Source organism: Ectobacillus sp. OTK, from assembly GCF_059698935.1.
Map to the genome: position 1 here is coordinate 4,043,768 of NZ_AP048547.1, position 24,457 is coordinate 4,068,224.

Consider the following 24,457-nt stretch of genomic DNA (forward strand, 5'->3'; position numbering starts at 1 on the left):
CCTCTAGAAGACCAAACATTAGAACAGTATTAAGTATAGAGCATACAGATGAACTATCCAACCCCACTTAGAAAAAGTCAGAAATTCTTTTATTTGGAACTAGACATTTGCCCACACAACGGGGCTTATGTCCTACATATGATAGCACTGTAAAGAAGCAAACAATTATGTAGGAGGTTCAAAAACTATGGGTGATGTATGCGGATATTATAACGGATTTGCTTTAATTGTGGTGTTGTTTATTTTGTTAATCATCGTTGGCGCAGCCTGCATCTGCTGGTAACCCGAAGGCGGCCGGATTTTCTTCCGGCCGCTCATTCTTTTTTTATGTTAAAATGGGACACAAATACCGTTTAGCGTTTCATTCCTCGTGTGAAAAGTGAAATTTTCTTAACTCTTAAAAAAGGGGCCCTAAACATGTATCCAAATGCATACATACAATACTTAGTTCATTTTCATGGAGACCGCGATTACTTCGAGTGTCATGAAATTCTGGAGGAATATTGGAAGGAGGAGCCGCGGGGCAGGCGGAAGCCGCATTGGGTCGGGCTTATTCAAATTGCTGTTTCCTTGTATCATCAGCGCCGCGGCAATTGGAAAGGCGCAGAGCGCATGATGAAGCATGCTATTTCCATTTTAAAGAAGGAGGAACAGGCCATTTGTGAGCTTGGCCTCGATTATGAAGCATTGCTGCGTCTGCTAAACGACCGGCTGGATGACATAACGCAGCAAAGAGCCTATACAAGCATCATGCTTCCGATTGCTGACGCCAAGCTTACAGAGGCATGCATCAAACGATGCGAGGAAATGGGAATTCAATTTGGGAGCGAAAGTAATATGACGGACTTGTCCCTCCTTCATAGGCACACGCTGCGCGACCGAAGCGATATAATCGCAGAACGGCAGCGGCAGCTGCAAAAAAGAAAGCAGAGATAACAGCTCTGCTTTCTTTTGGTGCTTCTTTCTGTTTTTAGAGTTAAAGAAAAAAGCAATGTATCATACGATTTTTTATAAGCTAACTTGATGCGATACGTCCTTGCATTTCTCGCAAAAAACCGCAGTATGCTCATTGCCATATATCGTGACCCCAGGCATCATGGCACATAGCTCCTGCACCATTTTCTTGCCCATACCAGCATGACGATGTGATGGATTCACGCAAATATGCTGAACCTGCACAACGCCTTCCCCTTTCTTTACGGTTCCGATAATTCCAAGAACATCATCATCCTCTTTCCATAAATACAGCTGCCAATTTTCGTTTGTTTCGTATTCCTTTACTGTAGCCTGCAGCTTTTTCAGTTCTTTTTCTGTTGGCATAAAAGAAAGAAGACCCATCGCAATTTTTTCATAGCTCTTTTTGAAACGAATCAACATACAAACGTATCCCTTCTTATTGAAAAAACTTTCCAATTTACGATAACAAATATACGACCGCCACAAACAATACGCCGCGCACTAACGCCTTCCCTGCTTCTTCCCCTTATTATGGCTCAAATTTGCACACATTAATATGTTCAAAGATATGTTTATTTTACACCATTTTTTTTGAGGTGAGAAGTATTTATTATTCATATGCAGTAATCGTACCCATTGTTTGGGAATCCCAAATAATCTTTTATAAACTTCGTAATAGGCACATACTAATTTCACATTTAATTGTACTTTTCATATACGAAGTCATGAAAAAAATGGTACAATTCACAGGAGATTTTACATAACGGTGGTGAATTTATGATTTCGTCTCTAAAGCGTTTCCTTATTGGAAAGCCGCTGAAATCAACTGAACTTGGGGAGCAAAAGCTTAATAAACTAAAGGCGTTGGCCATCTTATCTTCTGATGCGCTTTCGTCTGTCGCATACGGAACGGAGCAAATTTTGCTTGTTTTGGTCGCACTTGGAACGATTGCCTTTTGGTATTCCCTCCCGATTGCCTTAGGTGTTCTTATTTTACTGCTCGCTCTTATCCTGTCGTACAGGCAAATTATTTACTCTTATCCGCATGGGGGCGGCGCCTATGTCGTTTCCAAAAGAAATTTGGGTGAAAATGCAGGTTTAATTGCCGGGGGTTCGCTGCTTGTCGATTACATTTTAACAGTTGCGGTAAGCGTTTCTGCCGGAACAGATGCAATCACATCAGCATTTCCGGCTCTTCACGATTATACGGTAATTATCGCAATCGTACTTGTTATTTTTATTACAATTCTAAATTTAAGAGGAGTCACAGAGTCCGCTTCCGTACTCGCTTATCCTGTCTATTTGTTTGTCCTCGCCCTCGTTGTTTTAATTGGAGCAGGGCTCTGCAACATTGTAACAGGACAAGCTCCGGCTGACGCACATGCACCGGTCGGAACGGCTGTGTCAGGTATCACATTATTTCTGTTGCTTCGCGCATTTGCCTCTGGCTGTTCTGCATTAACAGGTGTTGAAGCAATTTCTAACGCAATCCCAAATTTTAAAGACCCAGCTCCCAAAAATGCAGTTATCACGCTCATAATGATGGGCGGAATTTTAGCTGTGTTGTTTTCTGGCATCACAGTACTTGCATATTGGTATGGCATTACGCCAAATCCGGAAGAAACGGTTGTGTCGCAAATTGCTTCTAACATATTTGGAAGAAACTTCATGTATTACTTTATACAGGGAACAACGGCCCTGATTCTTGTTCTTGCTGCCAATACCGGGTTTTCAGCATTTCCTTTGCTTGCGTACAATTTAGCAGCGGATAAGTATATGCCGCGTATGTATTTAATGCGCGGAGACCGTTTAGGCTACTCAAATGGTATTCTTACACTTGGTCTCGCGTCTATTCTTTTAATTGTTGCATTTAAAGGGCAAACAGAGCAGCTGATCCCGCTCTATGCGGTTGGGGTATTTATCCCGTTTACCTTATCACAAACCGGTATGACATTAAAATGGCTCCGAGAAAAGCCTGCAGGCTGGATTGCAAAAATGCTCACAAACCTGCTTGGAGCGATTATTACCTTTACCGTGTTGAGCATCCTGTTTCTGACAAAGTTCGGGCAAGTGTGGTCCGTCCTTGTCTTTTTGCCAATCATCGTGTTCGTATTCCACCGAATCCGCAGCCATTACGATGCGGTTGGCGAACAATTGCGAATCGATACGATTGGGAAAGCGGAAACGATTGAAGGAAATGTCGTAATCGTGCCTATAGCTGGTATCACAAAGGTTGTGGAGCAATCCATTAACTATGCAGAGTCAATTGGCGACCGCGTATTTGCAGTATACGTTGCCTTCGATCGTGAGGATGAAATCCGAATGAAGAAAAAGTGGGAAGAATGGAAGCCTGAAATAAGGCTTATTACTGTGTTCACTGCCTATCGCAGCTTAACACGGCCGCTATTTAAGCTCATTGACACAATTGATGCAAAGGCGAAGGAAAATCATCATACTGTGACCGTGCTTATTCCGCAGTTTATCCCAAAGAAAAACTGGCATAATATTTTGCATAACCAATCAAGTATTTTACTGCGCACCTATTTGTTGTACAAAAAGGATGTTGTCGTAGCAACGGTGCCGTATCATTTTTGGAAATAAGAAAAGCGAAAACCCTTGGCCCTTTCAGGCTGGGGTTTTCGCTTTTTTCTAAGGGAAATTAATCTTCCCAAACTCTAACTTCCTTCATAACAGCGCCTTGCTTCATATTCAGCACTGTTTCCATACCTTCGATGACTTTTCCAAACACAGTATGTACACCGTCTAAATGAGGCTGCGGCTCATGCACGATAAAGAATTGGCTTCCGCCTGTATCTTTTCCGCGGTGCGCCATTGAAAGTGCTCCTGCTGTATGCTTATGCGGGTTGCCTGCTGTTTCACATGGAATGGAATAGCCAGGACCGCCTGCTCCTGTGCCAGTTGGATCTCCGCCTTGGCTTACGAAGCCTGGAATTACACGATGGAATGTTACACCATCATAAAATCCTTCTTTAGCTAATTTTGCAAAGTTATCAACTGTAATCGGTGCTGCTTCATGGAACAGTTCGAATTCAATCTTCTCACCGTTTTCCATAATGATATGACCTTTTTTCATTGGAAAATCTCTCCTTTATTCAATCTCAGCCTCTATCATATCATATTGCGTGCCGGATACAAAGCAAGGACCTTATGGAGAAATAGTATTTATGCAAAACGCTTTACTAACGGCCTTATGTAATAAAGCGTTTCTCATCCAATTGATTGGTTATATGTTTTTTTCTTCCCAAAATATAACAAGACAACTTTTCAAAAATCCAACTTAAGACTGATGACAAAGCATAGAAATGTACTATAATGGGCTTGTTGCCCTAAAATTATCGGAAAGAAGGAAAGGAGCGATTTTCGTGAAAACGAAGCTCTTATCGTGGCTTCTCGCCTTATCTGTACTGCTTATGCCTGTTTCTGCATTGGCAGATGTAGCAGAAGGAGACAGTATCGTAACGTTAGGAGAAAACTTAACGGAACAACAAAAAACTCAAATGTTAGAGGAAATGAAGGCGCCAAGCGATGCACAAATTATTACCGTTTCTAATGCGGAAGAGCACAAATATTTGGATAAATATGTACCGAAGGCACAAATTGGCACAAAAGCAATTTCGTCCTCAATGATTACGTACACAAAGGCCGGCTCCGGCTTAATCGTACAAACAAAAAATATTAGCTGGGTAACAGATGCGATGTACACGAACGCGCTTATTACAGCGGGTGTAAAAGACGCAAATATTTATATTACAGCGCCGTTCACCGTTTCCGGTACAGCTGCGCTTACAGGCTTAATGAAGGCGTATGAGGTGGCGACAAACCAGCCGATCTCCGAAGAGGTCAAGCAGGTCGCAAATCAGGAAATGGTAACAACCGCACAGCTTGGTGACCAAATTGGCTCCGATCAGGCAGTAGCACTTGTCGCAAAGATAAAGGAAGCCATTGCGGACAATCCGCCGCAAACAGTAGAGGAGCTGCAAGCCCTTATTAAAAAATATGCAGATGAGCTTGGTATTCAATTAACTGACGAGCAATTCAACAATCTCGTTACCTTATTTCAGAAAATGCAAAGCTTAAATATTGACTGGAATCAAGTCGGCGATCAATTGAATCAAGCCAAGGAAAAAGTAACGGCGTTCTTGAGTTCAGAGGAGGGCCAAACCTTTTTGGAGCAGCTAAAAGAGGTTTTTGCAAGCTTTATTGATTTTGTGAAGTCATTATTTAAGTAAAAGGATATCATATCAAATGAATGAGACGGCCGAACAGGAGACATTTCTCCTCATTTCGGCCGTCTTTTTTAAAAGTTCTTTTCTAAACAATTGTTGCTGCAGGAATAGAAGAATAGAGGCTATTCGTCTCTGCAACCGGTCTCTCATTTCTGACTTCCCGTCTTTCCCCACAGTGTTGTATACATACTGCCGGGCAAGAAGCAAAAGCAGCAATATCTGCGAAAACAGTTTGTTTAAAAGGTAAGAAAGTATAACTTTTCATCGGAATACTGTCCAGCTCCCATGACCTGCTTGCTGTAGGGAAAAACCCCTGCCCGCCCGGCAGAGAACCATCCTCTTCGCAAGCAAACCGGTTCATGCCCGCTGTTCTTTACACTTTAGGAAAGTATAAATTTCCAGCTAGAAGCGAATTCGACGTAGTAGGAAATTTTAGGAACAAAGTGTAAGTGCAACTACGCCTCTGTCTTCGCCTAAAGACTCGCCAATCGGCGAGTTTTCTTTACGGCAAGCGGTTTGTGTTTTGCGGATGGACGATGCTTGGTCTTGCTTTCATACTGGAAAATTTCGGGCGTACGAAAATTTTCATAAGCGCGCCTCCGTCAAATGGCAAAAATGGCCATAGGTACGGAGTCTGCAGACTTTTAACTGATGCAAGATAGAGAATCAGTACCGTTACACTGATAATAAAGCCTATTTCATGAAGCCATGCCGTAAGTAAAATAATGAAAATCTTTGCGATTTTATTCGCAAGCCCAAGCTCATAGCTCGGTGTCGCATATGTTCCAATTACGGAGATAGCTGAATATAAAATAACCTCGGGAACAAATAGGCCAACCTCGATCGCGATTTGTCCGACAAGCACGGCAGCTATTAAACCAAGCGAGGTCGATAACGCTGTTGGCGTGTGAATAGATGCCATTCGTAAAAATTCAAGGCCGACCTCAGCCAAAATAATTTGCAGGAATATCGGCAGATTCGTCGTTTTATTCGGTCCAATAAACCCAAGCCGATCCGGTAAAAGGCTCGGGTCGAACACAAACGCCAGCCAAAACGGCAATAAAAAGAGCGAGAAAAAAATCCCGATAAACCGAATCCAGCGTAAAAACGTGCCGACCGCCGGATTTTGCCGGAATTCCTCTGCATGCTGCACATGATGGAAAAACGTTGTCGGCGTAATCAGGACACTAGGAGAGGTATCGACGATAATGAGAACATGCCCCTCCAAAATATGATTGGCAGCAACGTCGGGCCGCTCCGTATATCGTACAAGCGGATACGGATTAAAGCTTTGCTTCACTAAAAATTCTTCAATTACTTTATCAGCCATTGTGAGACCATCAATTTTGATGCTCGTTAGCTCTTGTTTAATAATTTTTACTAAATCCGGGTCTGCAATGTCCTGTATATAGGAAATACAAATGTCTGTTTTTGAGCGCTCGCCAACCTTTAGAATCTCATGGCGAAGACGTGAATCCCGGATTCTGCGGCGAATCAGGCTGGTGTTGATAATGATATTCTCAACAAATCCATCATGGGCGCCGCGTACAACCTTCTCTGTATCAGGCTCCATCGGCGTCCGTCCTGGATAACTGCGAACGTCAATGACAAACGCCTCTTCCTCTCCTTCAACAAATATAATAATGAGCCCTGATAAAACGGACGACAGCACTTCCTCCATCGTCTTCACTTTACTTACCTGCTGATGGATCAGGCGGTTTTCTAAAATCGCTGTCACATTGCCGCGCTGGCTTTCTACATCATTTGTATCAATAACTTCATCTAAAAGATGCATGATGAAATTAGAATCACTTAATCCGTTTACAAATAGCAGACCGATCTGTGTTCCTAAAAAATTAAACTTTCGCAAGCCGATATCAAACGTTACACCGAGTCCGACTGTTTGCTTTAAATAGTTTTCATTATCGCTCAAGAACGAAGAAATGGGAATGCTAACCTTTTGCTGCTCCGTTGCTTTCATAGTATCCGCTCCTTTCTAAAATCAGCCCAATTGCCTGCTTCGTTACAGGGGAGCCTCGCTTTACATCATCGTTTCCATACATTTTTCCAATATCACCAATCCCGATAATGATCGGTACATTTAACTCGTCAAGACAGTATACGGTGTCACCGTTAATGCGCCCGATTTCCGTATCAGCGAGGCCAGATTTATCAACACCGTATTCCGTTAATTGGCCATTTCGATCAATACTAACATCCACGCGCGTCCACTCGTGATGGTGTGTGTTAGATGCAACGGCTAGCACGCCAAGAACATCAATTTGTTGATGGTTCGCCACATATTTTAAGGCTTGCTCTCCTGGCCCTTCTCCTATGTAACCACTGTCGTCAAACAATACAAAAACAGGATCGTGCGGTGTCTGAAGAATGAGCTTTACTACTTGTTCTCCTGTCATTCTTGTCGGATTGCTTTGGGATGCCGAAATGCAGCGCCCGCCAAACTCTTTTGCTGCATATTCGATTGTGCGCAGCGCGTATTCATCTCCGTCCGTCACCAAAATAACCCTTCTTTTCATAGATCTTATCCTTTCGGTTTAAAAATAAGAGCAGTGATAAATGCAAACAAAATAGCGGCTGAAATCCCAACAGACGTGAGCGAAAACATCCCCATTCCAAGGCCTAGATAACCGTGCTGCTTCGCTTCCGCCATTGCTCCATGCATGAGGGAGTGACCAAAGCTTGTAATCGGAACAGTGGCACCGGCACCGGCAAAGCGAATTAAGTTGTCATAAATGCCAAACCCATCCAGTATTGCCCCAAGTATCACGAAGCTTGCCATAAGATGGGCCGGGGTTAGCTTTGTAATATCTAAAAACAGTTGTCCTATTACACAGATGGCTCCGCCAACTAAAAAAGCATATATAAACTCCATACCTTCACTACACTCCTTTTACGCGTTCAAACACAACGCCATGCGCAATTGTCGGGATGCTTTCCTTTTGTTGAATCATTATTGGGTTTAGCAGGGCACCAGTAGCTACTACCATCAAACGATTTAAGTTTCCTAAGCGCATTTCCTGCAGTAAATGTCCGTATGTAACAACAGCTGAGCATGCACAGCCGCTGCCGCCGGCAAATACTTCTTGATCCGGTCCGTAAAGCATTAAACCGCAATCATTGTATACATTCCCCATATCATAACCTTCATCTAGCAGCATTTGCCGGCAAATCGGTGTTCCAACTGCAGACAAGTCGCCCGTTACAATTAAATCGTAATCACTTGCGCTGCGTCCTAAATCCTCAAAATGCTGTTGAATGGTTCGCGCCGCTGCCGGCGCCATCGCAGAGCCCATATCAAACGGATCTGTAATACCAAGATCCTCCACTGTTCCAATCGTGGCAGCTGTGATTTTAATCGGTCCCGGATCTCGGCTAACTAAAGCCGTTCCCGCTCCTGTTACCGTCCATGTTGCCGAACCTGGCTTTTGTCCCCCATATTCAGTCGGATAACGGAACTGCCGCTCCGCTGTAGCGTTATGACTGCTAACGCTTGCCAAAACCCGACTGGCAAAGCCTCCGTCAACTAATGCCGAACCGACCGCCAATGTTTCCATAGACGTTGAGCAGGCGCCAAACATTCCTAAGTATGGAATCCCTAGATGACGTGCCGAGTAGCTCGCTGTTACAATTTGATTGAGTAAATCTCCAGCAAGTAAAAAATTAATATCTTCATGTCTAAGTCCCGTTTTTGTCAGCACTTGTTCAATGGAATCGCTCATGAGCCGTCTTTCAGCAAGCTCCCAATTGTCTTCGTTGCAGTGGAGATCATCATACTTTACATCAAAATATTCACCGAGCAGACCGTTCGCTTCCAGCGGTCCAACTGCCGTGCCTGTTGCATTGACATACACATCATTTTGAAACACCCACGTTTGTTTTCCTGTCAGCCTCATGCTGTCCCTCCTTGTTTACATAATCAGTGTTAATGTATAGCGGATAAGCCCCACAACATAAGCTCCGACTACACCAAACACAATAACGCTTCCCGCTAGCTTAAACATGTTTGTTGCCACACCGAGTACAATCCCCTCGCTTCGATGCTCCATGGCTGCACTTGTCATGGAATTGGCAAATCCCGTTACAGGCACAGCCGATCCGGCGCCGCCGTATTGTCCGATCTTGTCGTACATACCAAGCCCCGTTAGAAGTGCGGAGAGGATCACAAGTGTTGCTACCGTAGGATTACCTGCATCCTTATCGGAAAAATGGAAAACTGTCATGTAAAACTTCATTAACGCTTCTCCAATCGTACAAATGATGCCGCCGACGATAAACGCTCTCACGCAATTCACGACATAATTCGGTTTTGGCTGGTATGGCTTAATATTATTTTTATAATCATCCTTTAACTTTTTCTGCCCCATCTGTATCCCTCCTATTTAATCAAATACAGCCAATGAAACAAGGAACCCAACACCTTTCCAAGTACAAGAGCCATTAGCAGCACAATAATTTTCCCGTCTACGCCGATTCGTTTTGCTAATACTGGAAGCACATTTAGCACTTCCGTTAAAGCAGCCGACAGCATACCAACGAAAACGCCGCATAGCAAACCGAGCGGTACAACCCAAAAAGGAGAAGCTGATAGCACCGTATCTCGCAAGCTGCACCAGCCGCCGACTAATGCGCCTGTTATAACCGCCCATTCATAGGCCTGCACATAATGTACACTTTTTGTCAGCTGCACCAGCCTTGGAATAATGCCAAGCACCGCTAGAAAAGCCACAAATCCTCCTCCAACCGCAATGCCGCCCGCAAAGCCAATAAACATAACCGAGCCGTATTCAACGATTTTCAAGCCGTTTCATGCTTTCTTTGTTTTCATTCATAACCACGTATTGGTCTAATGACTGCTGATACTGAAAAATTTCAACCTCAAGCGGGCTCGGCTCTTCGTTAATACGCTTTTTAAACACATGATTAAAAAACAAAATCATACCAATTCCAAGTCCGAGTGAATATGGGATTTGAAATAAAAGCGGCTTTTTGACCGTTTCTCCTGTTACCATGTAATACATACGTTGATGCACCTGCTGCATACTTACGTCTTCATGAAAGTAAATGATAGCGAGGCCAGCTCCGACAAATAAAAGCAGCCAAACGACGGTGAAGAAAAATGGATTTACATGTTTTCGTTCATAAACGATTTCCACAATCGTTTGTGCTGGTCCTAATAGATTGAGCTCTAATCGGTCGTCGCATTGTCTGATTGCCTCAATTACCTTCATTGCGTCGATTACTACATGCGTTTTATCTTGCTTTGTAATTTGATACACGGGACACTGCCTCAGGTGTTTGACAATCGTTTTATCCGCCGTAATTTGCGCAACATCTCCTATCTTGATTTCATAATCCGGCGACACCTGCAAACGCTGACGCATTTTCACATAGACAAGGTTGCTCATTGCCACCATCTCCTCCACAATTCCTCGTAGTTGTAGTATGCTTGATGCAAAATTATCTAATACGAATTTTTGATAAAAAGAAAAGCAGACACGATTTCGGGATGTATTATATTAGAATAGAACATTCGAGTGAAAGATGTTTAATGAGGAAAAAAGTGGTTATGCTAAAAATACGTTACAAAACACGATGTGACTATCGAATTTCGACAGGATAGATCGCTAAAATATTCAAAAGAGAAGTATAGAGGGGTTGTGCCTGTTCCTTCACACCTTTATATAGTGTATGTGCAGCATGAATTACATTTGGACTTTTACACACAAAATTGTTATACAAAAATAAAAAACCGAACAGGCTATTCACCTATTCGGTCCTTCATTTGCTGCAATATTTTCTTTTCTAAGCGTGAAACCTGCACCTGAGAAATACTGAGCCGTTCCGCTACTTCAGATTGCGTTTGGTCTTTATAATATCGTAAATACACAATAAGACGCTCGCGTTCATCAAGCTCGCGGATTGCCTCTTTCAAAGCAATTTGATCAAACCATTTCGTTTGGGTTTGGTCAGCAATTTGATCTAAAATCGTAATAGGATCTCCATCGTTTTCGTATACTGTTTCGTGGATAGAAGACGGCGTACGGCTTGCCTCCTGCGCCAGCACAACCTCCTCTGGCGTAAGCTCAAGCGCTTCCGCTACTTCATTAATCGTTGGAGCCCGTCCTAATGTTTTCGAGAGCTCGTCCTTCATCTTACGAATTTTATTTCCCGTTTCCTTCAAGGAACGACTTACCTTCACTGTGCCATCGTCGCGCAAAAAGCGTTGGATTTCTCCAATAATCATCGGAACGGCATACGTCGAAAACTTAACATCAAACGACAAATCAAATTTATCAACCGATTTTAGCAGCCCAATGCACCCAATTTGAAATAAATCCTCCGGCTCATAGCCTCGGTTTAAAAAGCGCTGTACAACGGACCAAACAAGGCGCATATTTGTTTCTACAATCGTATCTCGTGCGGTTTGATCGCCAGCTTGGCTTCTTTGAATCAGTTCCTTCAGCTCATGGTCCTTTAATTGCACTTTTCCATTTTCGTTTTTTACCTCTATGTCCATAGGCTTGTCTCCTTAATTGCATAGAGCGTTGCTTTTTGACAAATACTTCGTAAGATGAATCGTTGTTCCGAAATTTTGGCTGGAAATAACTTCGACTTCGTCCATAAAATTTTCCATGATTGTAAAGCCCATGCCGGAACGCTCTAGTTCAGGTTTTGTCGTAAATAGCGGCTGTCTTGCTTCATCTAAATCTGCAATACCGATTCCTTCATCACGGATTGTCATTTTGACAGCCCCGTCCTCTAATGTAACTGTAATATATACAATACCATCCGGCCTCTGTTCATATCCGTGAATAATCGCGTTTGTTACGGCCTCCGAGACAACGGTCTTAATTTCCGTTAACTCGTCTAGCGTTGGATCAAGCTGTGCGATAAAAGAAGCAACTGTTACGCGCGCGAACGATTCGTTTTGGCTGAGAGCAGAAAACTGCAAATGCATTTCATTTCTCATTTATGCCACCCCCAATGTCGCAAGTGCGTTTTGTTCACTTTCTTCCAAACGGATAATTTTGAACAAGCCAGACATTTCAAATAACCGTTTCACAGCAGGAGAAATTGCACAAACAACCATTTCTCCGCCTAAGCTTTTAATATGCTTATACCTTCCCAAAATAACCCCAAGACCGGAGCTATCCATAAAACTCAAAGACTCAAGGTTCAAAATAATATGGTGAATCTGCTTCTTTTCTAGCATCGTTGTTACTTTTGTACGCAGCTCTTCAGCTGTATGATGGTCGAGCTCTCCCTCCAACCGAATGCAAAGCACATCTTGCTTCACTTCTAAACTTATCGAAAGACTCACGTTTCCTTCCCCCTTGTTTATAGGCTTCGTGCGCATTCGCGCGGAACGTATATAACATCTTTCGCTTTATTGATTAGTGATTCCTTCCATCTGACAAAAGAAGTGTATTTTCGCACCCAGGAAGCAGAGCCGCCGTCAAAAGGGGAAGCGGCTCACAGCCGCTCTCACGATTTACTTCGAGAATAAAAGTATAGCTTTTTAGATACCGCCCTGCTCCCTTCCGTAAAATAACTTCCCCGATAAAAGGCAAAAAGCGCCTTTCTTGGTAAAACACACGGAATAATTTTGTGAATCGGCTCCGCCCGAACCGTGCGTTTTGCGAGCGATTGTTTTACTCCGGGAGCAAACGGATCAATTACACTTTTCTTACTTCGATTTTGAAAACACCCCAAAGCTCTGTTTAAACAGCTCCCACCAGCTCGCTGCATCAATATCCTCACTCGCTACAATCGGCTGCTTTGAAATGACTTCATTTTCATTTTTTATAACGAGGGTGCCAAGTGCATCACCTTTCTTCACAGGTGCCTTTACCTTCTTATCCATGACGATTTCCTTCGTCACCTTATCGGCGCTTTCTCCTCTTTTCAGCAGTACCGATACGTTGTCAGCGGCGACAAGCTTCACTTCTTTTCGCTGGCCGCGGCTCACCTTGATTGTTGCGATTGTCTGATCCTTTTTATAAAGCAGCTTTGTCGTATATTGACTAAATGCGTAATCAAGCAGCTTTGTAACCTGCGCATTACGCTCCTTTGAGGTTGGCGCTCCCATCACAACAGCAATAACACGCATGCCGTTTTTTTGCGCAGAAGCTGTTAAGCAATAACGCGCCTCTGTCGTAAAGCCGGTTTTCACGCCGTCAACACCTGGGTAAAAACGAACAAGCTTATTCGTATTTACAAGCCAAAATCGCTTGTCCGTATTTTCCCGTAAATAGCCCTCATATTTCCCTGTATACTCGCGGATGAGCGGATATTTCATTAATTCTCTCGCCATCACTGCCATATCGTATGCGGTAGAGTAATGATTTTCCGCAGGCAGGCCTGTTGGATTTTGGAACTGCGTATTTTTTAGTCCCAATTCCTTTGCTCTGTTATTCATCATCGTAACAAAGCCTTCCTCCGAACCGGCAATATGCTCAGCAACCGCAACGGAAGCATCATTTCCAGAGGCAATCGCGATGCCTTTTAGCATCTCATCCACTGTCATTTCTTCACCCGGCTCCAAGAAAATTTGTGACCCTCCCATGGAAGCCGCATACTCGCTCGTACGCACCTTATCAGTAAGCTTAAGCTTTCCTTTGTCGATTTGCTCCATGATGAGCAGCATCGTCATAATTTTCGTCATGCTCGCTGGGGGCAGCTTTTCATTGCTGTTTTTATCAAATAACACTTTTCCTGTATCCTGCTCGAGCAAAACGGCAGATGAAGCGTTTTCCACCAGCTTCGGCTGTGAAGCTTCCGCTTGCTTTTGCACCGGCTGCTTGGGCGTTACTTCAGATTGCGCAAAGCCAACCGGAGCTGCGGAACATAATAATGTGAAACAAGCCAATATTCCGATGAATCGTCTCATGTCCACACCCTCCATATCAGTATCATATCTATTGTTTCCAGCAAAAAATTGTTTATACCATTTTTTTCTAAAAATAGTTGAGCAAAATGGATAATTCTCTGATCCATGAGACGCTTTTTGCCTCATGGGCAGAAGGGCTGACCTCGCAGGGGGCAGGCTGGTGGAGCTGGACAACGTCCCAAAAGTTATACTTTCTTATTAACTTAATGAAATCCTATTGACAATTAGTGTAAAAATAGATACTGTATTAAGTGTATTATATGTAGTAGTACACAATATACAGAAAGAGAGGGGTTCTCCTTTGCTTATTCAGCTTGATCCAAGAAGCAGTACCCCGATTTGGGAGCAAATCGTCTCCGGCATGAAGGAGCTCGTACTGCGAAATATGCTTTCGCCCGGAGATAAGCTTCCCTCTGTCCGCGAGCTTGCTTCCCTCCTCGTCATCAATCCAAATACAGTTAGCAAGGCGTATCAGGAACTTGAAAGACAAGGCATTATTGAAACGCTGCGGGGACGAGGGACATTTGTAGCCGCAGCGATCGCACCAAAACACGATGAACAGAAGGTGATCGCTTTGAAGCAGCAGCTCAAGCAAATATTATTAGATGCATCCTATCTCGGTATTTCACCGGAAACGATTTGCGAGTGGGTGCAGGAAGAATCGAAAGCGTTAGGGGGAATGATTCGTGCTGAAGGCGGAGCGCGTGACGAAAACGATTGACGGAAGAGCAGTATTAGAGGAGATTTCATTTACACTTGAGAAAGGAAGCATTACTGCGCTCCTTGGACGCAACGGCGCAGGGAAAACAACGCTGATTCGCACGCTTGTCGGCATTCTTAACCCGGATGAAGGAACGGTAACATATGATGGCACGGACATTCATCAGCAGCCTGAGGCCAAACAAAAGATTGTGTATGTTCCTGACTCTACAAATCTACTAAACAGCTACACGGTGAAGGAGCTTGCTGCGTTTTACCAAGCGACGTACGAGCGTTTCGATGAAGCATACTTTTATGCTCTTTTGGACCGCTTCAATCTGCCAAGCCGCCGTATCCGCAGCTACTCGCGCGGCATGAAGGCGCTGCTTGCGATGATTCTTGCGTTTTCGGTAAAAGCGGAATATATCATTCTCGATGAACCGACGAACGGGCTTGATCCGATTGTAAAACGGCAGCTCCTGCAGTTTATCATTGAAGAGGCTGCAGAGCGCGACATTGCTGTGCTCATTTCGACGCATCATCTAGATGAGGTCGAAAAAATTGCAGATACGATTATTATGATCAAGGATAGCAAAATTGCTTCCATTACCTCTCTTGAGACTGCCCAGCAGCATTACGCCAAAATTCAGGTTGCCTTTGAGCGCTCCCTGCCGCAAAAATTAGAAAACCTGCATCATGTGGTGCTGGTAAACAAAACAGGAAAGGTGTATACATTTCTCATAAAAGGGAATGTAGCTGCGACGGTCGAGAAGTTTAAAAAAGAACAGCCGCTTTTACTAGAAATATTGCCGCTGTCGCTTGAGGATATTTTTGTAACCATACTCGGAGGTGAAAGCCATGTTTCATAAGGCGTTATGGATGCGCAATTATAAGCAGGGAAAATGGGCGATGCTTGCGCTTTGGTCGATTACGCTTTTCTATTTGCCGTTTACCTATTATCAGGGTGCAGCTGAGCAGGAATATATGCGGCAAAACTGGGGTGTTTTATTTATGGGAGATGGTCCATACTACTACAGCTATTATTTTAATGCTCAAGGATTCATCATCCTTCAGATTGCAGTACTTCTTTTCCTAGCAGCTTCTTTCATCGGCTGGGAGCGAAGCAGCGGATCGATTGATTTTCTCTTTTCGATGCCGTTTCAACGAAAAGATATTTTTCTAGCAAAATGGCTGTTTGGTTTTGTTAACATTACCGCATTGCATGCTGTTTGCTACGGACTTATGTATTGGATTAAGAAAACAACAATTCATGACCAATACCAAGATTTTACGTATTTTAGCAAATACTTTCTCGTTTCCTATTTGGTATTAACAGGGGTATACACCTTCTGCTTGTTCGTTGGAACAATTGCTGGCAGTGTTGTATCGCAAATGATTCTTGGATTTAGTTTCTTGTATTTACCAATGGGCTTGTATGAACTTATCAATCATGTTGCCACTATACATAACAGTGGAGCTTTTCCTTCTGAAGGAACATTCTATAAATTGATGATTGCCGCTTCATTGCCAATACAACTGCAAGAGATTAATATGAGTTATAACCAGCTTCCCGATAATATACAAAATGGCATGCACATGCGTTCTTTGTATATGTTAATTGCTCCTGTGCTGTATACAATCGGCAGCTTATGGCTTGGAGTAAAGCTCTATATGAAAACGCCAAACGAAGCGAATGGAAAAATCCTATTGTTCCCAGCGCTTTCTAAAATATTTGTGCCTTGTGTGATTGTGTGCTGCAGCTTGCTGGGCGGCGTTCTATTCTCTAACCCTATGGAGACATCACCTGGCGCTACGGAGACATCTAGTTCCCTTATTTCTTTTTATACAGCAGCGATCATTGTCGGAGCCATCGCGTATTTCATCATGAAAAGGCTCATGAGCATTAAGCTCGCTTGGAACGAAAAGCATTAAAAAAGCTGGCCTCAGCAGGCATTTCTATGCCAGTTAAGGCCAGCTTCCCCTTTTATAACACCCGATCAATTAATTCAATCATAACCTGCATTTCCTCATTGCTCAAATCGGCAAACTTTTCCCGATAATATTCTTTACGCACATTCTCCAGCTTTTCAGCAACACTCTGTCCTTTTTCGGTAATTTCTAAATAGACAATCCGTCTGTCAGAGTCGGAGCGTTTACGCCTAACAAGCTCCTTTCGTACGAGACGGTCTGTAACGGCCGTAATATGACTTGATGTTACATTGACCTCTTGTGCGATTTGGGAAGCCATTTGCGGACTTTTTGCGTATAATGCACGTAAAACTGAAAATTCATTCCACGGCATATATTCAGAAAACAATTCGTTAATATCATTTTGCAGCATACGGATCATTTTTCGAAATGACATAGATAAATTTAAAATGAGTGTTTCTCGTTCTTCTCTCACTAGTCTCGACCCTTTATCTTCGTATTTTTCATTCATTATAATGTATGTCGATTCTTGTTGTACACTTTTTCTGAGATTTTTACATGATTATGTCATGTTTTTTTTTATATTTTTCTAAAAATTTCGTTAATTTGAAAATCCTGTTAATTATAAGGGAATATATACCATTCTGTAACACGTTTCACAGGTAAAAAGGATGAATGCTCCTGTAAATTTTTCCTGCGCTCCATTCATATATTTTTAGAGAAAAAGCGGAGAGAGGGTGCTAACGATGTACCATATGAACTCATATCCATATGCGGACTATCGTCCCGCAAGAGAGGGCTCTATAACCGTACAAGGAGAAGGAAGTGCAACAGCAAAGCCCGATGTAGTTGTTTTGACACTCGGCGTGATGACTGAGGACAACAATGTAAAGGCAGCACAGGAGGAAAATGCCCTTCGTTCCAATGCCCTTTTAACAGCGTTACAAGCGCTTGGTATTCAAGAAAAGGATATACAAACTCTTTCGTATACAATTACGCCAGAATATGATTACAAAGACGGCGTCTCCTCTTTGCGCGGATATCGTGTGGAGCATTTATACGAGGTAACTGTATTGAACGTGCAAAAAGCAGGTGAGGTGTATGATGCAGCGATTCAGGCAGGCGGTAATATCGCTCGCAATCTAGCCTTCCGCGTTTCCGACCCAAGCTTGTATTACGAGCAGGCTTTAACGCGGGCCGTGTTGAATGCGCAGGCAAAAGCAAAAACGATTGCCGAAGCACTGCATGTGAGCGTAAACCCTATTCCTGCTTCTCTCGCAGAAGAGGGAAGCGCAGCGCAGCAGCCGCTGATTGGATACGCAGCTGCCTCCCCGAAAGCTGCGACGCCAATTGAGCCTGGAGAGCTGACAGTTACAGTACGGGTGCAGGGGGTTTTTATGTATATGTAATGTATTAAACTGCCCCCGCTTAGGAGTAAAGCTCCTTCAAGCGGGGCTTCTTTCGGAACATGATAAAGACATATAACTTTGTGAGACCTGTCCAGCTCCCGTCCGAACTGCTCGTTTTGTGTGAGGGGTGTTTGTCTATAGAAGTAAAGGCGGACCATGTCTACTTTTTCTACTTAAACCAGCCCTTCTTTCGAAACCAAAGCATCATCGCCACAAAAATGGCACCCATCAGCAGAAGGCATCCATAATAGCCATATCTCCATCCAAGTTCAGGCATAAATTGAAAGTTCATTCCATATACACCGGCAATAAAGGTAAGAGGCATAAAAATGGTCGAGAAAACGGTAAGTGTTTTCATAATCGTATTCATGTAGTTTGAGTTGAGCGAAAAGCAGCTATCGCGTATATCGGCCGTTAGCTCCCGGCTCATTTCAATCATTTCTGCTAACTTCAGCAAATGATCATGAATGTCTTTAAAATATATTTCATGGTCGCTTACATCATAAAACCGTTCCGAATTTAAAATGCGGTACAACAAATCCCGCATCGGTACAATTGTTCTGCGCAGCTTCGATAAATCTGCCCGTATGTCAAACACCTCTTCGAGTACGTCACCTGATGATTCCCGGGTTAGGCTGTCATCAATATCATTTAACCGATCCTCCAAAAAGTAAACCGGTGAAAAATAATTATCAACTATTTGGTCAATAATCATATGTGTTAAATGAAGCGGGCTTTGCTGCATGCGCGTTCGATCTGATAGCTTTTCCCACGCGCGCTGCAACGCTTTATCTTCATGAAAATGAAATGACACAACATAGTTCTCACTAATAAACAAGTCAATTTCGCGAGGGTCCAGGTCCTCTCTTGACAGCGAATGCAGTACAAGAAAGTGATAGCCTTCATAGAAATCAACCTTCGGGCGCTGCACGTACTCTAAGCAATCTTCAATCGCTAAAGGATGGAAGCGGAAGGTATCCCGGAGCATATATGTATATTCTTCCTCTGTCGGCTCTGACAAATCAACCCAATACCACGCAACGTTCTCTTGCCTTGCTTCCTCCAGTGTCACATCATATACAACTTCTCCCGTATGATAGATTGCGCAAATTCGAATCATAACTAATCACCCCATCCTATTACAACGTAGTAAAAACAAATTATGTAAGTAATGAAACCGTGCTGGTTAGGTTTTCCGTCTAAAAGCTATGCTGTATGACTCAGTAAAAAAGCTAAGGAAGACCTCCTTAGCTTTTACATCTCTTCAAACGCCTCTCTATTTTCCTACAACGTCATAGACAAGCACCGGAGCGGCAACATCCTCTTTGGAAATGCGAATACTTTCGTAGATTTTCCGCTTCACTTCTTCCACCCGTTCACTGTTTGCATACACCGTAACGAGCGGCTCGCCTTTTTTGACGCTGTCTCCCACCTTTTTGCGCAGCATCAAACCGACAGCCAAGTCAATGGCCGATTCCTTCGTTGCACGCCCTGCCCCGAGCAGCATCGCCGCTGTGCCGATTTCATCAGCAACGATTTCCACAACATGTCCATCCTGCTGCGCTTCCAAGTCGAAGACATATTTCGCCTGCGGCAGCTTGGACGGATCGTCGACAACTGAAGCATCACCGCCCTGCGCAGCAAGGAATACCTTAAATGTCTCAAGTGCCGTTCCGTTCTGAATAGCTTCCTGCAGCTTCGTACGAGCTTCTTCTATAGACGGCGCTTTTCCTGCTAAATAGACCATTTGACTGCCAAGCGTTAAGCAGAGCTCCTCTAAATCCTTTGGCCCCTGTCCCCGTAATGTATCGATTGCCTCCTGCACCTCAAGTGCGTTGCCAATCGCAAAGCCAAGCGGCTGGCTCATGTCAGAGATCACTGCCATCGTTTTTCGTCCGACATTATTCCCGATGCGCACCATTGCCTCTGCTAACGCACGCGCCTCCTCTACGGTTTTCATAAACGCACCTGCACCTGTTTTCACATCAAGCACAATCGCATCAGCACCTGCAGCGATTTTTTTGCTCATAATCGAACTGGCGATGAGAGGAATGGAATTTACAGTTGCAGTTACGTCACGAAGTGCATAGAGCTTTTTATCAGCTGGCGTTAAATTGCCGCTCTGCCCGATTACCGCAATCTTATTTGTATTCACGAGACGAGTAAACTCTTCATTTTCAATCTCAACGTGAAAGCCGGGAACCGCTTCTAGCTTATCAATCGTACCTCCCGTGTGACCTAAGCCGCGGCCTGACATTTTTGCAACTGGTACGCCGAGGGATGCGACGAGGGGTCCCAGCACAAGCGTTGTTGTGTCGCCTACGCCTCCTGTAGAGTGCTTATCAACCTTGATGCCTTCAATGGCTGATAAATCAATCGTATCTCCGCTATGTACCATCGCCATTGTTAAATCTGCGCGCTCCCCATCATTCATATCGCGGAAAAATACCGCCATTGCAAAAGCACTCATTTGATAATCAGGAATCGTCCCATCTGTGTATCCATTAATAATGAATTGAATTTCCTCTGTAGATAATGCTTGTCCGTCTCGTTTTTTCGCAATCAAATCAACCATTCTCATCGCATATCACCCTTTTATCTCATTTCATTTACAATTTCTTTTACAAGAGATAAGAAATTTGCTTTCACGCGCTCTGTTGTTTCGATAACCTCCTCATGGTTCAAAGGCTGATCAAGAATACCGGCGGCCATATTCGAAATGCAGGAAATACCGAGAACCTTTAAACCAGCATGACGGGCCACAATGACCTCTGGAACAGTAGACATGCCGACCGCGTCTCCGCCGAGTGTACGCAGCATCCGAATTTCAGCCGGCGTTTCGTATGTCGGTCCTGACATGGCAACATAGATGCCCTCCTGCACTTTAATATTCAATCGCTCCGCAACATCCTTTGCCATGCGGCGCAGCTGCTTGCAATATGCTTCAGACATATCCGGAAAACGAACGCCAAGCTCAGCATCGTTCGGACCGATAAGCGGGTTATTTCCAATAAAATTAATGTGATCGGAAATCAGCATTAAATCACCGGGCTCAAAGGACATGTTTACACCTCCGGCTGCATTTGTTACGATCACCGTTTCAATACCAAGCTCCTTCATCACGCGCACAGGAAACGTTACCTTCTGCATGTCATAGCCTTCATAATAATGAAAACGCCCCTGCATCGCTGCAACTGGAACGCCATGAAGCGTTCCGAACACAAGCTGTCCAGCATGCCCTTCCACCGTCGATACCGGGAACTCTGGAATTTCATTGTATGGAACCTTTACCGCCTGTTCAATTTCATCAGCTAATATGCCAAGTCCGGAGCCGAGAATGAGTCCGATTTTTGGAGTAACTGCAAACTTGCTTTGTAAATAGGATGCTGCTTTTTGAATAGATTCACGATTCATTTATGTTCTCTCCTTATTGTAGCTCTTTTAAAAAACTCGTACCGTGCTGCGGCAGCTTCACACCGAAGTTTTCGGCAACCGTCGCCCCAATATCTGCAAACGTTTGGCGAAGCGGAAGCTCCTGTCCGCCGTTCTTCATGCCCTTGCTATAGACTAACAGAGGAACATATTCACGCGTATGATCTGTCCCATGATGAACAGGATCATTGCCATGATCCGCTGTAATAATAAGCAAATCATCCTCCTTTAGCATAGGGAGAAGCTCTGTCAAACGCGCATCATATTCCTCTAACGCTTGACCGTAACCTTTTGGATCACGTCTATGACCATATAACGCATCGAAATCGACAAGATTCACAAAGCTAAGCCCCGTAAAAGACATACCGGTCGTGTCTATTAGCTTATCCATACCATCCATGTTTGAAGCTGTGCGCAGCGACTGTGTGACTCCTTCCCCATCATAAATATCCGCAATTTTCCCAATGGCAATCACGTCTAATCCACTATCCTTTAATTCATTCATAACAGTGCGTCCAAACGGCTTAAGCGCATAGTCATGACGATTCGGCGTCCGCTTGAAACTGCCCGGCTGTCCGACAAACGGACGAGCAATGATGCGGCCAATCATATACGGATCATCTAAGGTCAGCTCGCGCGCAATCTTACAAATACTATACAGCTCATCAAGCGGCACAACCTCTTCATGCGCCGCAATTTGCAGCACGCTGTCAGCTGATGTATATACAATCAAAGCACCGGTCTCCATATGCTCCTTGCCAAGCTCATCTAAAATGGCTGTTCCGGACGCTGGCTTATTTCCAATAATAGCCCTGCCTGTGCGTTGCTGTAATTCATCTAACAGCTCTTTCGGAAACCCATCTGGAAATACGCGAAAGGGCTTATCGATGTAAAGGCCCATAATCTCCCAGTGGCCTGTCATCGTATCCTTACCAGCAGACTGCTCCTGCATTTTTGTATAGTAGGCAAGCGGCGTTTCTACTTTTTGTATTCCCTTTATCTCGCGTATGTTACCGAGCCCAAGACTTTGCATATTCGGCATATGAAGCCCATTCATATGCTCTGCGATATGTCCAAGCGTATCTGCTCCTATATCGTCATACTTTTCTGCATCAGGTGCTTCACCGATGCCGACTGAGTCCATGACGATAAGAAAGATCCGTTTATATTTCACAATGCTTCCCTCCCAAATCTGTATGTATGCTGTTCTTAGTATGTACGAAAATGTGGAAAACGCCGCATCCTCTCTCTTAGTCAGATGTCAGACGTCTTATACGAATATCATACCATGTTTTTTCGTATTTACATAAAAAATATACTCCTTCTATAAGAATAATAAGTGGACAATTCCTATTTTGCAGTAAACAGCCCTGCCGTTAGCTGTTTACCGCAAAATAATTCATAATTCCGTTCACGATGCCTGCTGCCAGCTTTTTCTGAAATTCAGCGGATGCGAGCAGCTTTGCATCCTCCTGATTCGTTAAATAGCCAACTTCAACGAGTGTACTAGGCACGTGTGAATCGCGCAGCACTTTAAAATTACCAAATTTCGAGGACCGAAGCGGCAAACCTGTTTCAGCTGTAATCGCCGAACCAAGCGCTTCAGCTGCCTCCTTATCTCGAAACGGTGTAAAATAATAAGCTTCTACACCGCGTACCGTTGAGTTTTGTGGAAATGCATTCGCGTGAATGCTTACGAATAAATCAGCATCCACCTTATTTGCCAGAGCGGGACGACAGCTCAAATCTCTTATATAACTTTCCTCGCTGCACTCCTCGTCCTTTTGCCTTGTCAAATAGACTTTGTAGCCTTTTTCTTCAAGCAGCGTCTTCGTATAACGAGAAACCTGCAGCACGATATCCTTTTCCACAAGACCGTTCAACTCAAAGCCAGGATATTTACCGCCATGCCCCGGATCAAGAACAACAATCTTCTCCGCTTGCTTTTTTTTCAACTCATACACATTCCAACAAAATAGCAGCGCGAGCAAGCAGGCGATTACGACGCTGAGCGTCACCAAGATTTTTTTCATAGCCATCTGTCCCTATTCCTGATTGTATATATGTAATTATTCGGGAAGAAATGGAAAAAACCTCCATAAAAGTAGAGGCTTTATCATTTGACTTCTATTATTTGCTCCTTATGCTCGTGAAGGTCTCCCTTTCTCACATGCACTGTTATATGATACGTCCCTGCTTCAAAAGCAGCCGAAGCCTCGTATTGCCCGTTTGCACTTTCCTTGGCTGGAACGTACTCGTGCTTGGCGCCGTCCTTCCAGACTTCAAATTCTACTTCCGCTCCTGTAAGCGCCCCGCCGCTTTGCTGTATCTGGGCCTGTACAGGAGACGTTCCACCGGCATGAACTTTATCGACATCCAGCTGAATGGCAGTATCGCTATGGTGATGCTCCTGCTCTTCTTGTACATGCGCCGCTGCCTGGCCCGTACCGACCGTAATTTGCACCGTTGGCATGACATGCATCTCCCTTGCGTTCGTATGCGCAGTAATATGATACACGCCATCTTCAGGAAACGTTTTATCAACTGCATACACGCCGTCTCCCATTGCCTTTGCTGTAAGCATTTCGTGCTTCTCGTCGCCGTCCTTCCAAATTTCAAACTTTACATCATCCGCATCGTTTACCGCTTTTCCGTCCTGCGTTACGATCGCTTGTATTTCTGTATGCTCATGCGCTTTTACTGCTTCCGGCTTTGTTTTCACTTCGACCTTCACTTCTTTTGGCAATTTATTCGATGTTTCGCTCTCATGATCTTCATGTCCGCTGCTGCAGCCCGCCAGCACAAGCAGGAAAAGAGCGATCATCATCCAATATTTTCTCATCCTTGTCACCTCTGTGTTTCAGTATAGACTA

General features: G+C 44.0%; 28 protein-coding genes. 8 read left to right on the forward strand and 20 right to left on the reverse strand.

What is annotated here, in order from left to right:
* Positions 1-187: 187 nt before the first annotated feature.
* Entirely contained in the window at positions 188-283 is a 96-nt protein-coding gene (locus AC6HZ4_RS19990; RefSeq protein ID WP_497491454.1) for a YjcZ family sporulation protein, read from the forward strand.
* 134 nt (positions 284-417) lie between these two features.
* Positions 418-936: a DUF309 domain-containing protein gene (locus tag AC6HZ4_RS19995; RefSeq protein ID WP_497491455.1), complete on the forward strand. Its 519-nt coding sequence runs from the start codon at positions 418-420 to the stop codon at positions 934-936.
* 72 nt (positions 937-1,008) lie between these two features.
* On the opposite strand, the gene AC6HZ4_RS20000 is transcribed toward AC6HZ4_RS19995, so the two are convergent.
* The gene (locus AC6HZ4_RS20000) at positions 1,009-1,377 is read right to left on the reverse strand and encodes a GNAT family N-acetyltransferase (protein ID WP_497491456.1); all 369 of its coding nucleotides are present in this window, start codon (positions 1,375-1,377) and stop codon (positions 1,009-1,011) included.
* 357 nt (positions 1,378-1,734) lie between these two features.
* On the opposite strand from AC6HZ4_RS20000, the gene AC6HZ4_RS20005 reads away from it, so the two are divergent.
* On the forward strand, positions 1,735-3,558 hold the full coding sequence (locus tag AC6HZ4_RS20005; RefSeq protein ID WP_497491457.1) for an APC family permease: 1,824 nt from the start codon (positions 1,735-1,737) through the stop codon (positions 3,556-3,558).
* A gap of 58 nt (positions 3,559-3,616) precedes the next feature.
* On the opposite strand, the gene AC6HZ4_RS20010 is transcribed toward AC6HZ4_RS20005, so the two are convergent.
* The gene (locus AC6HZ4_RS20010; RefSeq protein WP_497491458.1) at positions 3,617-4,051 is read right to left on the reverse strand and encodes a peptidylprolyl isomerase; all 435 of its coding nucleotides are present in this window, start codon (positions 4,049-4,051) and stop codon (positions 3,617-3,619) included.
* A gap of 289 nt (positions 4,052-4,340) precedes the next feature.
* Between AC6HZ4_RS20010 and AC6HZ4_RS20015 the strand changes: the two genes are divergently transcribed.
* On the forward strand, positions 4,341-5,207 hold the full coding sequence (locus AC6HZ4_RS20015; RefSeq protein ID WP_497491459.1) for a DUF1002 domain-containing protein: 867 nt from the start codon (positions 4,341-4,343) through the stop codon (positions 5,205-5,207).
* A gap of 499 nt (positions 5,208-5,706) precedes the next feature.
* On the opposite strand, the gene AC6HZ4_RS20020 is transcribed toward AC6HZ4_RS20015, so the two are convergent.
* From AC6HZ4_RS20020 to AC6HZ4_RS20070, 11 genes are all read right to left on the reverse strand, one after another.
* A complete protein-coding gene (locus AC6HZ4_RS20020; protein WP_497491460.1) occupies positions 5,707-7,185 on the reverse strand; it encodes a spore germination protein in 1,479 nt (492 codons plus the stop codon).
* Positions 7,157-7,741, reverse strand: a complete 585-nt coding sequence (spoVAEA, locus tag AC6HZ4_RS20025; protein WP_497491461.1) for a stage V sporulation protein SpoVABEA — start codon at positions 7,739-7,741, stop codon at positions 7,157-7,159. The genes AC6HZ4_RS20020 and spoVAEA overlap by 29 nt, the downstream gene beginning before the upstream one ends.
* Before the next feature lie 5 nt (positions 7,742-7,746).
* The gene (gene spoVAE / locus AC6HZ4_RS20030; protein ID WP_497491462.1) at positions 7,747-8,097 is read right to left on the reverse strand and encodes a stage V sporulation protein AE; all 351 of its coding nucleotides are present in this window, start codon (positions 8,095-8,097) and stop codon (positions 7,747-7,749) included.
* A gap of 7 nt (positions 8,098-8,104) precedes the next feature.
* Complete coding sequence (spoVAD, locus tag AC6HZ4_RS20035; protein ID WP_497491463.1) at positions 8,105-9,118, reverse strand: stage V sporulation protein AD; 1,014 nt, start codon at positions 9,116-9,118, stop codon at positions 8,105-8,107.
* A 15-nt stretch (positions 9,119-9,133) separates the two neighbouring features.
* A complete protein-coding gene (spoVAC, locus tag AC6HZ4_RS20040) occupies positions 9,134-9,589 on the reverse strand; it encodes a stage V sporulation protein AC (RefSeq protein ID WP_497491464.1) in 456 nt (151 codons plus the stop codon).
* 11 nt (positions 9,590-9,600) lie between these two features.
* The gene (locus AC6HZ4_RS20045; protein ID WP_497495787.1) at positions 9,601-10,017 is read right to left on the reverse strand and encodes a stage V sporulation protein AB; all 417 of its coding nucleotides are present in this window, start codon (positions 10,015-10,017) and stop codon (positions 9,601-9,603) included.
* Complete coding sequence (locus tag AC6HZ4_RS20050) at positions 10,010-10,630, reverse strand: stage V sporulation protein AA (protein ID WP_497491465.1); 621 nt, start codon at positions 10,628-10,630, stop codon at positions 10,010-10,012. The genes AC6HZ4_RS20045 and AC6HZ4_RS20050 overlap by 8 nt, the downstream gene beginning before the upstream one ends.
* Before the next feature lie 353 nt (positions 10,631-10,983).
* Entirely contained in the window at positions 10,984-11,742 is a 759-nt protein-coding gene (gene sigF / locus AC6HZ4_RS20055; protein WP_497491466.1) for an RNA polymerase sporulation sigma factor SigF, read from the reverse strand.
* Between the two features lie 12 nt (positions 11,743-11,754).
* Positions 11,755-12,195: an anti-sigma F factor gene (gene spoIIAB, locus AC6HZ4_RS20060; protein WP_497491467.1), complete on the reverse strand. Its 441-nt coding sequence runs from the start codon at positions 12,193-12,195 to the stop codon at positions 11,755-11,757.
* The gene (gene spoIIAA / locus AC6HZ4_RS20065; RefSeq protein ID WP_497491468.1) at positions 12,196-12,546 is read right to left on the reverse strand and encodes an anti-sigma F factor antagonist; all 351 of its coding nucleotides are present in this window, start codon (positions 12,544-12,546) and stop codon (positions 12,196-12,198) included.
* Positions 12,547-12,912: 366 nt separating this feature from the next.
* Positions 12,913-14,115, reverse strand: a complete 1,203-nt coding sequence (locus tag AC6HZ4_RS20070; protein ID WP_497491469.1) for a D-alanyl-D-alanine carboxypeptidase family protein — start codon at positions 14,113-14,115, stop codon at positions 12,913-12,915.
* A 301-nt stretch (positions 14,116-14,416) separates the two neighbouring features.
* Here AC6HZ4_RS20070 and AC6HZ4_RS20075 point away from each other — a divergent pair, with 301 nt between their 5' ends.
* From AC6HZ4_RS20075 to AC6HZ4_RS20085, 3 genes are read left to right on the forward strand one after another with little or no spacing between them, the layout of a single operon-like run.
* Entirely contained in the window at positions 14,417-14,836 is a 420-nt protein-coding gene (locus AC6HZ4_RS20075; RefSeq protein ID WP_497491470.1) for a GntR family transcriptional regulator, read from the forward strand.
* Positions 14,802-15,683: an ABC transporter ATP-binding protein gene (locus tag AC6HZ4_RS20080; RefSeq protein ID WP_497491471.1), complete on the forward strand. Its 882-nt coding sequence runs from the start codon at positions 14,802-14,804 to the stop codon at positions 15,681-15,683. Before AC6HZ4_RS20075 ends, AC6HZ4_RS20080 begins: the two co-directional genes overlap by 35 nt.
* Positions 15,673-16,746 carry an ABC transporter permease gene (locus AC6HZ4_RS20085; protein ID WP_497491472.1) on the forward strand — a complete coding sequence of 358 codons (1,074 nt, stop codon included), beginning with the start codon at positions 15,673-15,675 and terminating at the stop codon, positions 16,744-16,746. Before AC6HZ4_RS20080 ends, AC6HZ4_RS20085 begins: the two co-directional genes overlap by 11 nt.
* Before the next feature lie 52 nt (positions 16,747-16,798).
* Here AC6HZ4_RS20085 and AC6HZ4_RS20090 read toward each other — a convergent pair whose 3' ends face one another.
* Entirely contained in the window at positions 16,799-17,218 is a 420-nt protein-coding gene (locus AC6HZ4_RS20090) for a MarR family winged helix-turn-helix transcriptional regulator (RefSeq protein WP_497491473.1), read from the reverse strand.
* A 271-nt stretch (positions 17,219-17,489) separates the two neighbouring features.
* Between AC6HZ4_RS20090 and AC6HZ4_RS20095 the strand changes: the two genes are divergently transcribed.
* A complete protein-coding gene (locus AC6HZ4_RS20095) occupies positions 17,490-18,152 on the forward strand; it encodes an SIMPL domain-containing protein (protein WP_497491474.1) in 663 nt (220 codons plus the stop codon).
* Positions 18,153-18,321: 169 nt separating this feature from the next.
* On the opposite strand, the gene corA is transcribed toward AC6HZ4_RS20095, so the two are convergent.
* The 6 genes from corA to AC6HZ4_RS20125 all read right to left on the reverse strand — a co-directional run bounded on the left by corA (position 18,322) and on the right by AC6HZ4_RS20125 (position 24,426).
* Positions 18,322-19,272, reverse strand: coding sequence for a magnesium/cobalt transporter CorA (corA, locus tag AC6HZ4_RS20100; protein ID WP_497491475.1), 951 nt, complete (start codon positions 19,270-19,272; stop codon positions 18,322-18,324).
* A 156-nt stretch (positions 19,273-19,428) separates the two neighbouring features.
* Complete coding sequence (locus AC6HZ4_RS20105; protein WP_497491476.1) at positions 19,429-20,733, reverse strand: pyrimidine-nucleoside phosphorylase; 1,305 nt, start codon at positions 20,731-20,733, stop codon at positions 19,429-19,431.
* Positions 20,734-20,747: 14 nt separating this feature from the next.
* On the reverse strand, positions 20,748-21,566 hold the full coding sequence (locus AC6HZ4_RS20110; RefSeq protein ID WP_497491477.1) for a purine-nucleoside phosphorylase: 819 nt from the start codon (positions 21,564-21,566) through the stop codon (positions 20,748-20,750).
* Between the two features lie 13 nt (positions 21,567-21,579).
* Entirely contained in the window at positions 21,580-22,761 is a 1,182-nt protein-coding gene (gene deoB, locus AC6HZ4_RS20115) for a phosphopentomutase (protein ID WP_497495788.1), read from the reverse strand.
* Between the two features lie 199 nt (positions 22,762-22,960).
* Positions 22,961-23,617, reverse strand: a complete 657-nt coding sequence (locus AC6HZ4_RS20120; RefSeq protein ID WP_497491479.1) for an N-acetylmuramoyl-L-alanine amidase family protein — start codon at positions 23,615-23,617, stop codon at positions 22,961-22,963.
* An 83-nt stretch (positions 23,618-23,700) separates the two neighbouring features.
* On the reverse strand, positions 23,701-24,426 hold the full coding sequence (locus tag AC6HZ4_RS20125; RefSeq protein WP_497491480.1) for a FixH family protein: 726 nt from the start codon (positions 24,424-24,426) through the stop codon (positions 23,701-23,703).
* Positions 24,427-24,457 lie beyond the last annotated feature (31 nt).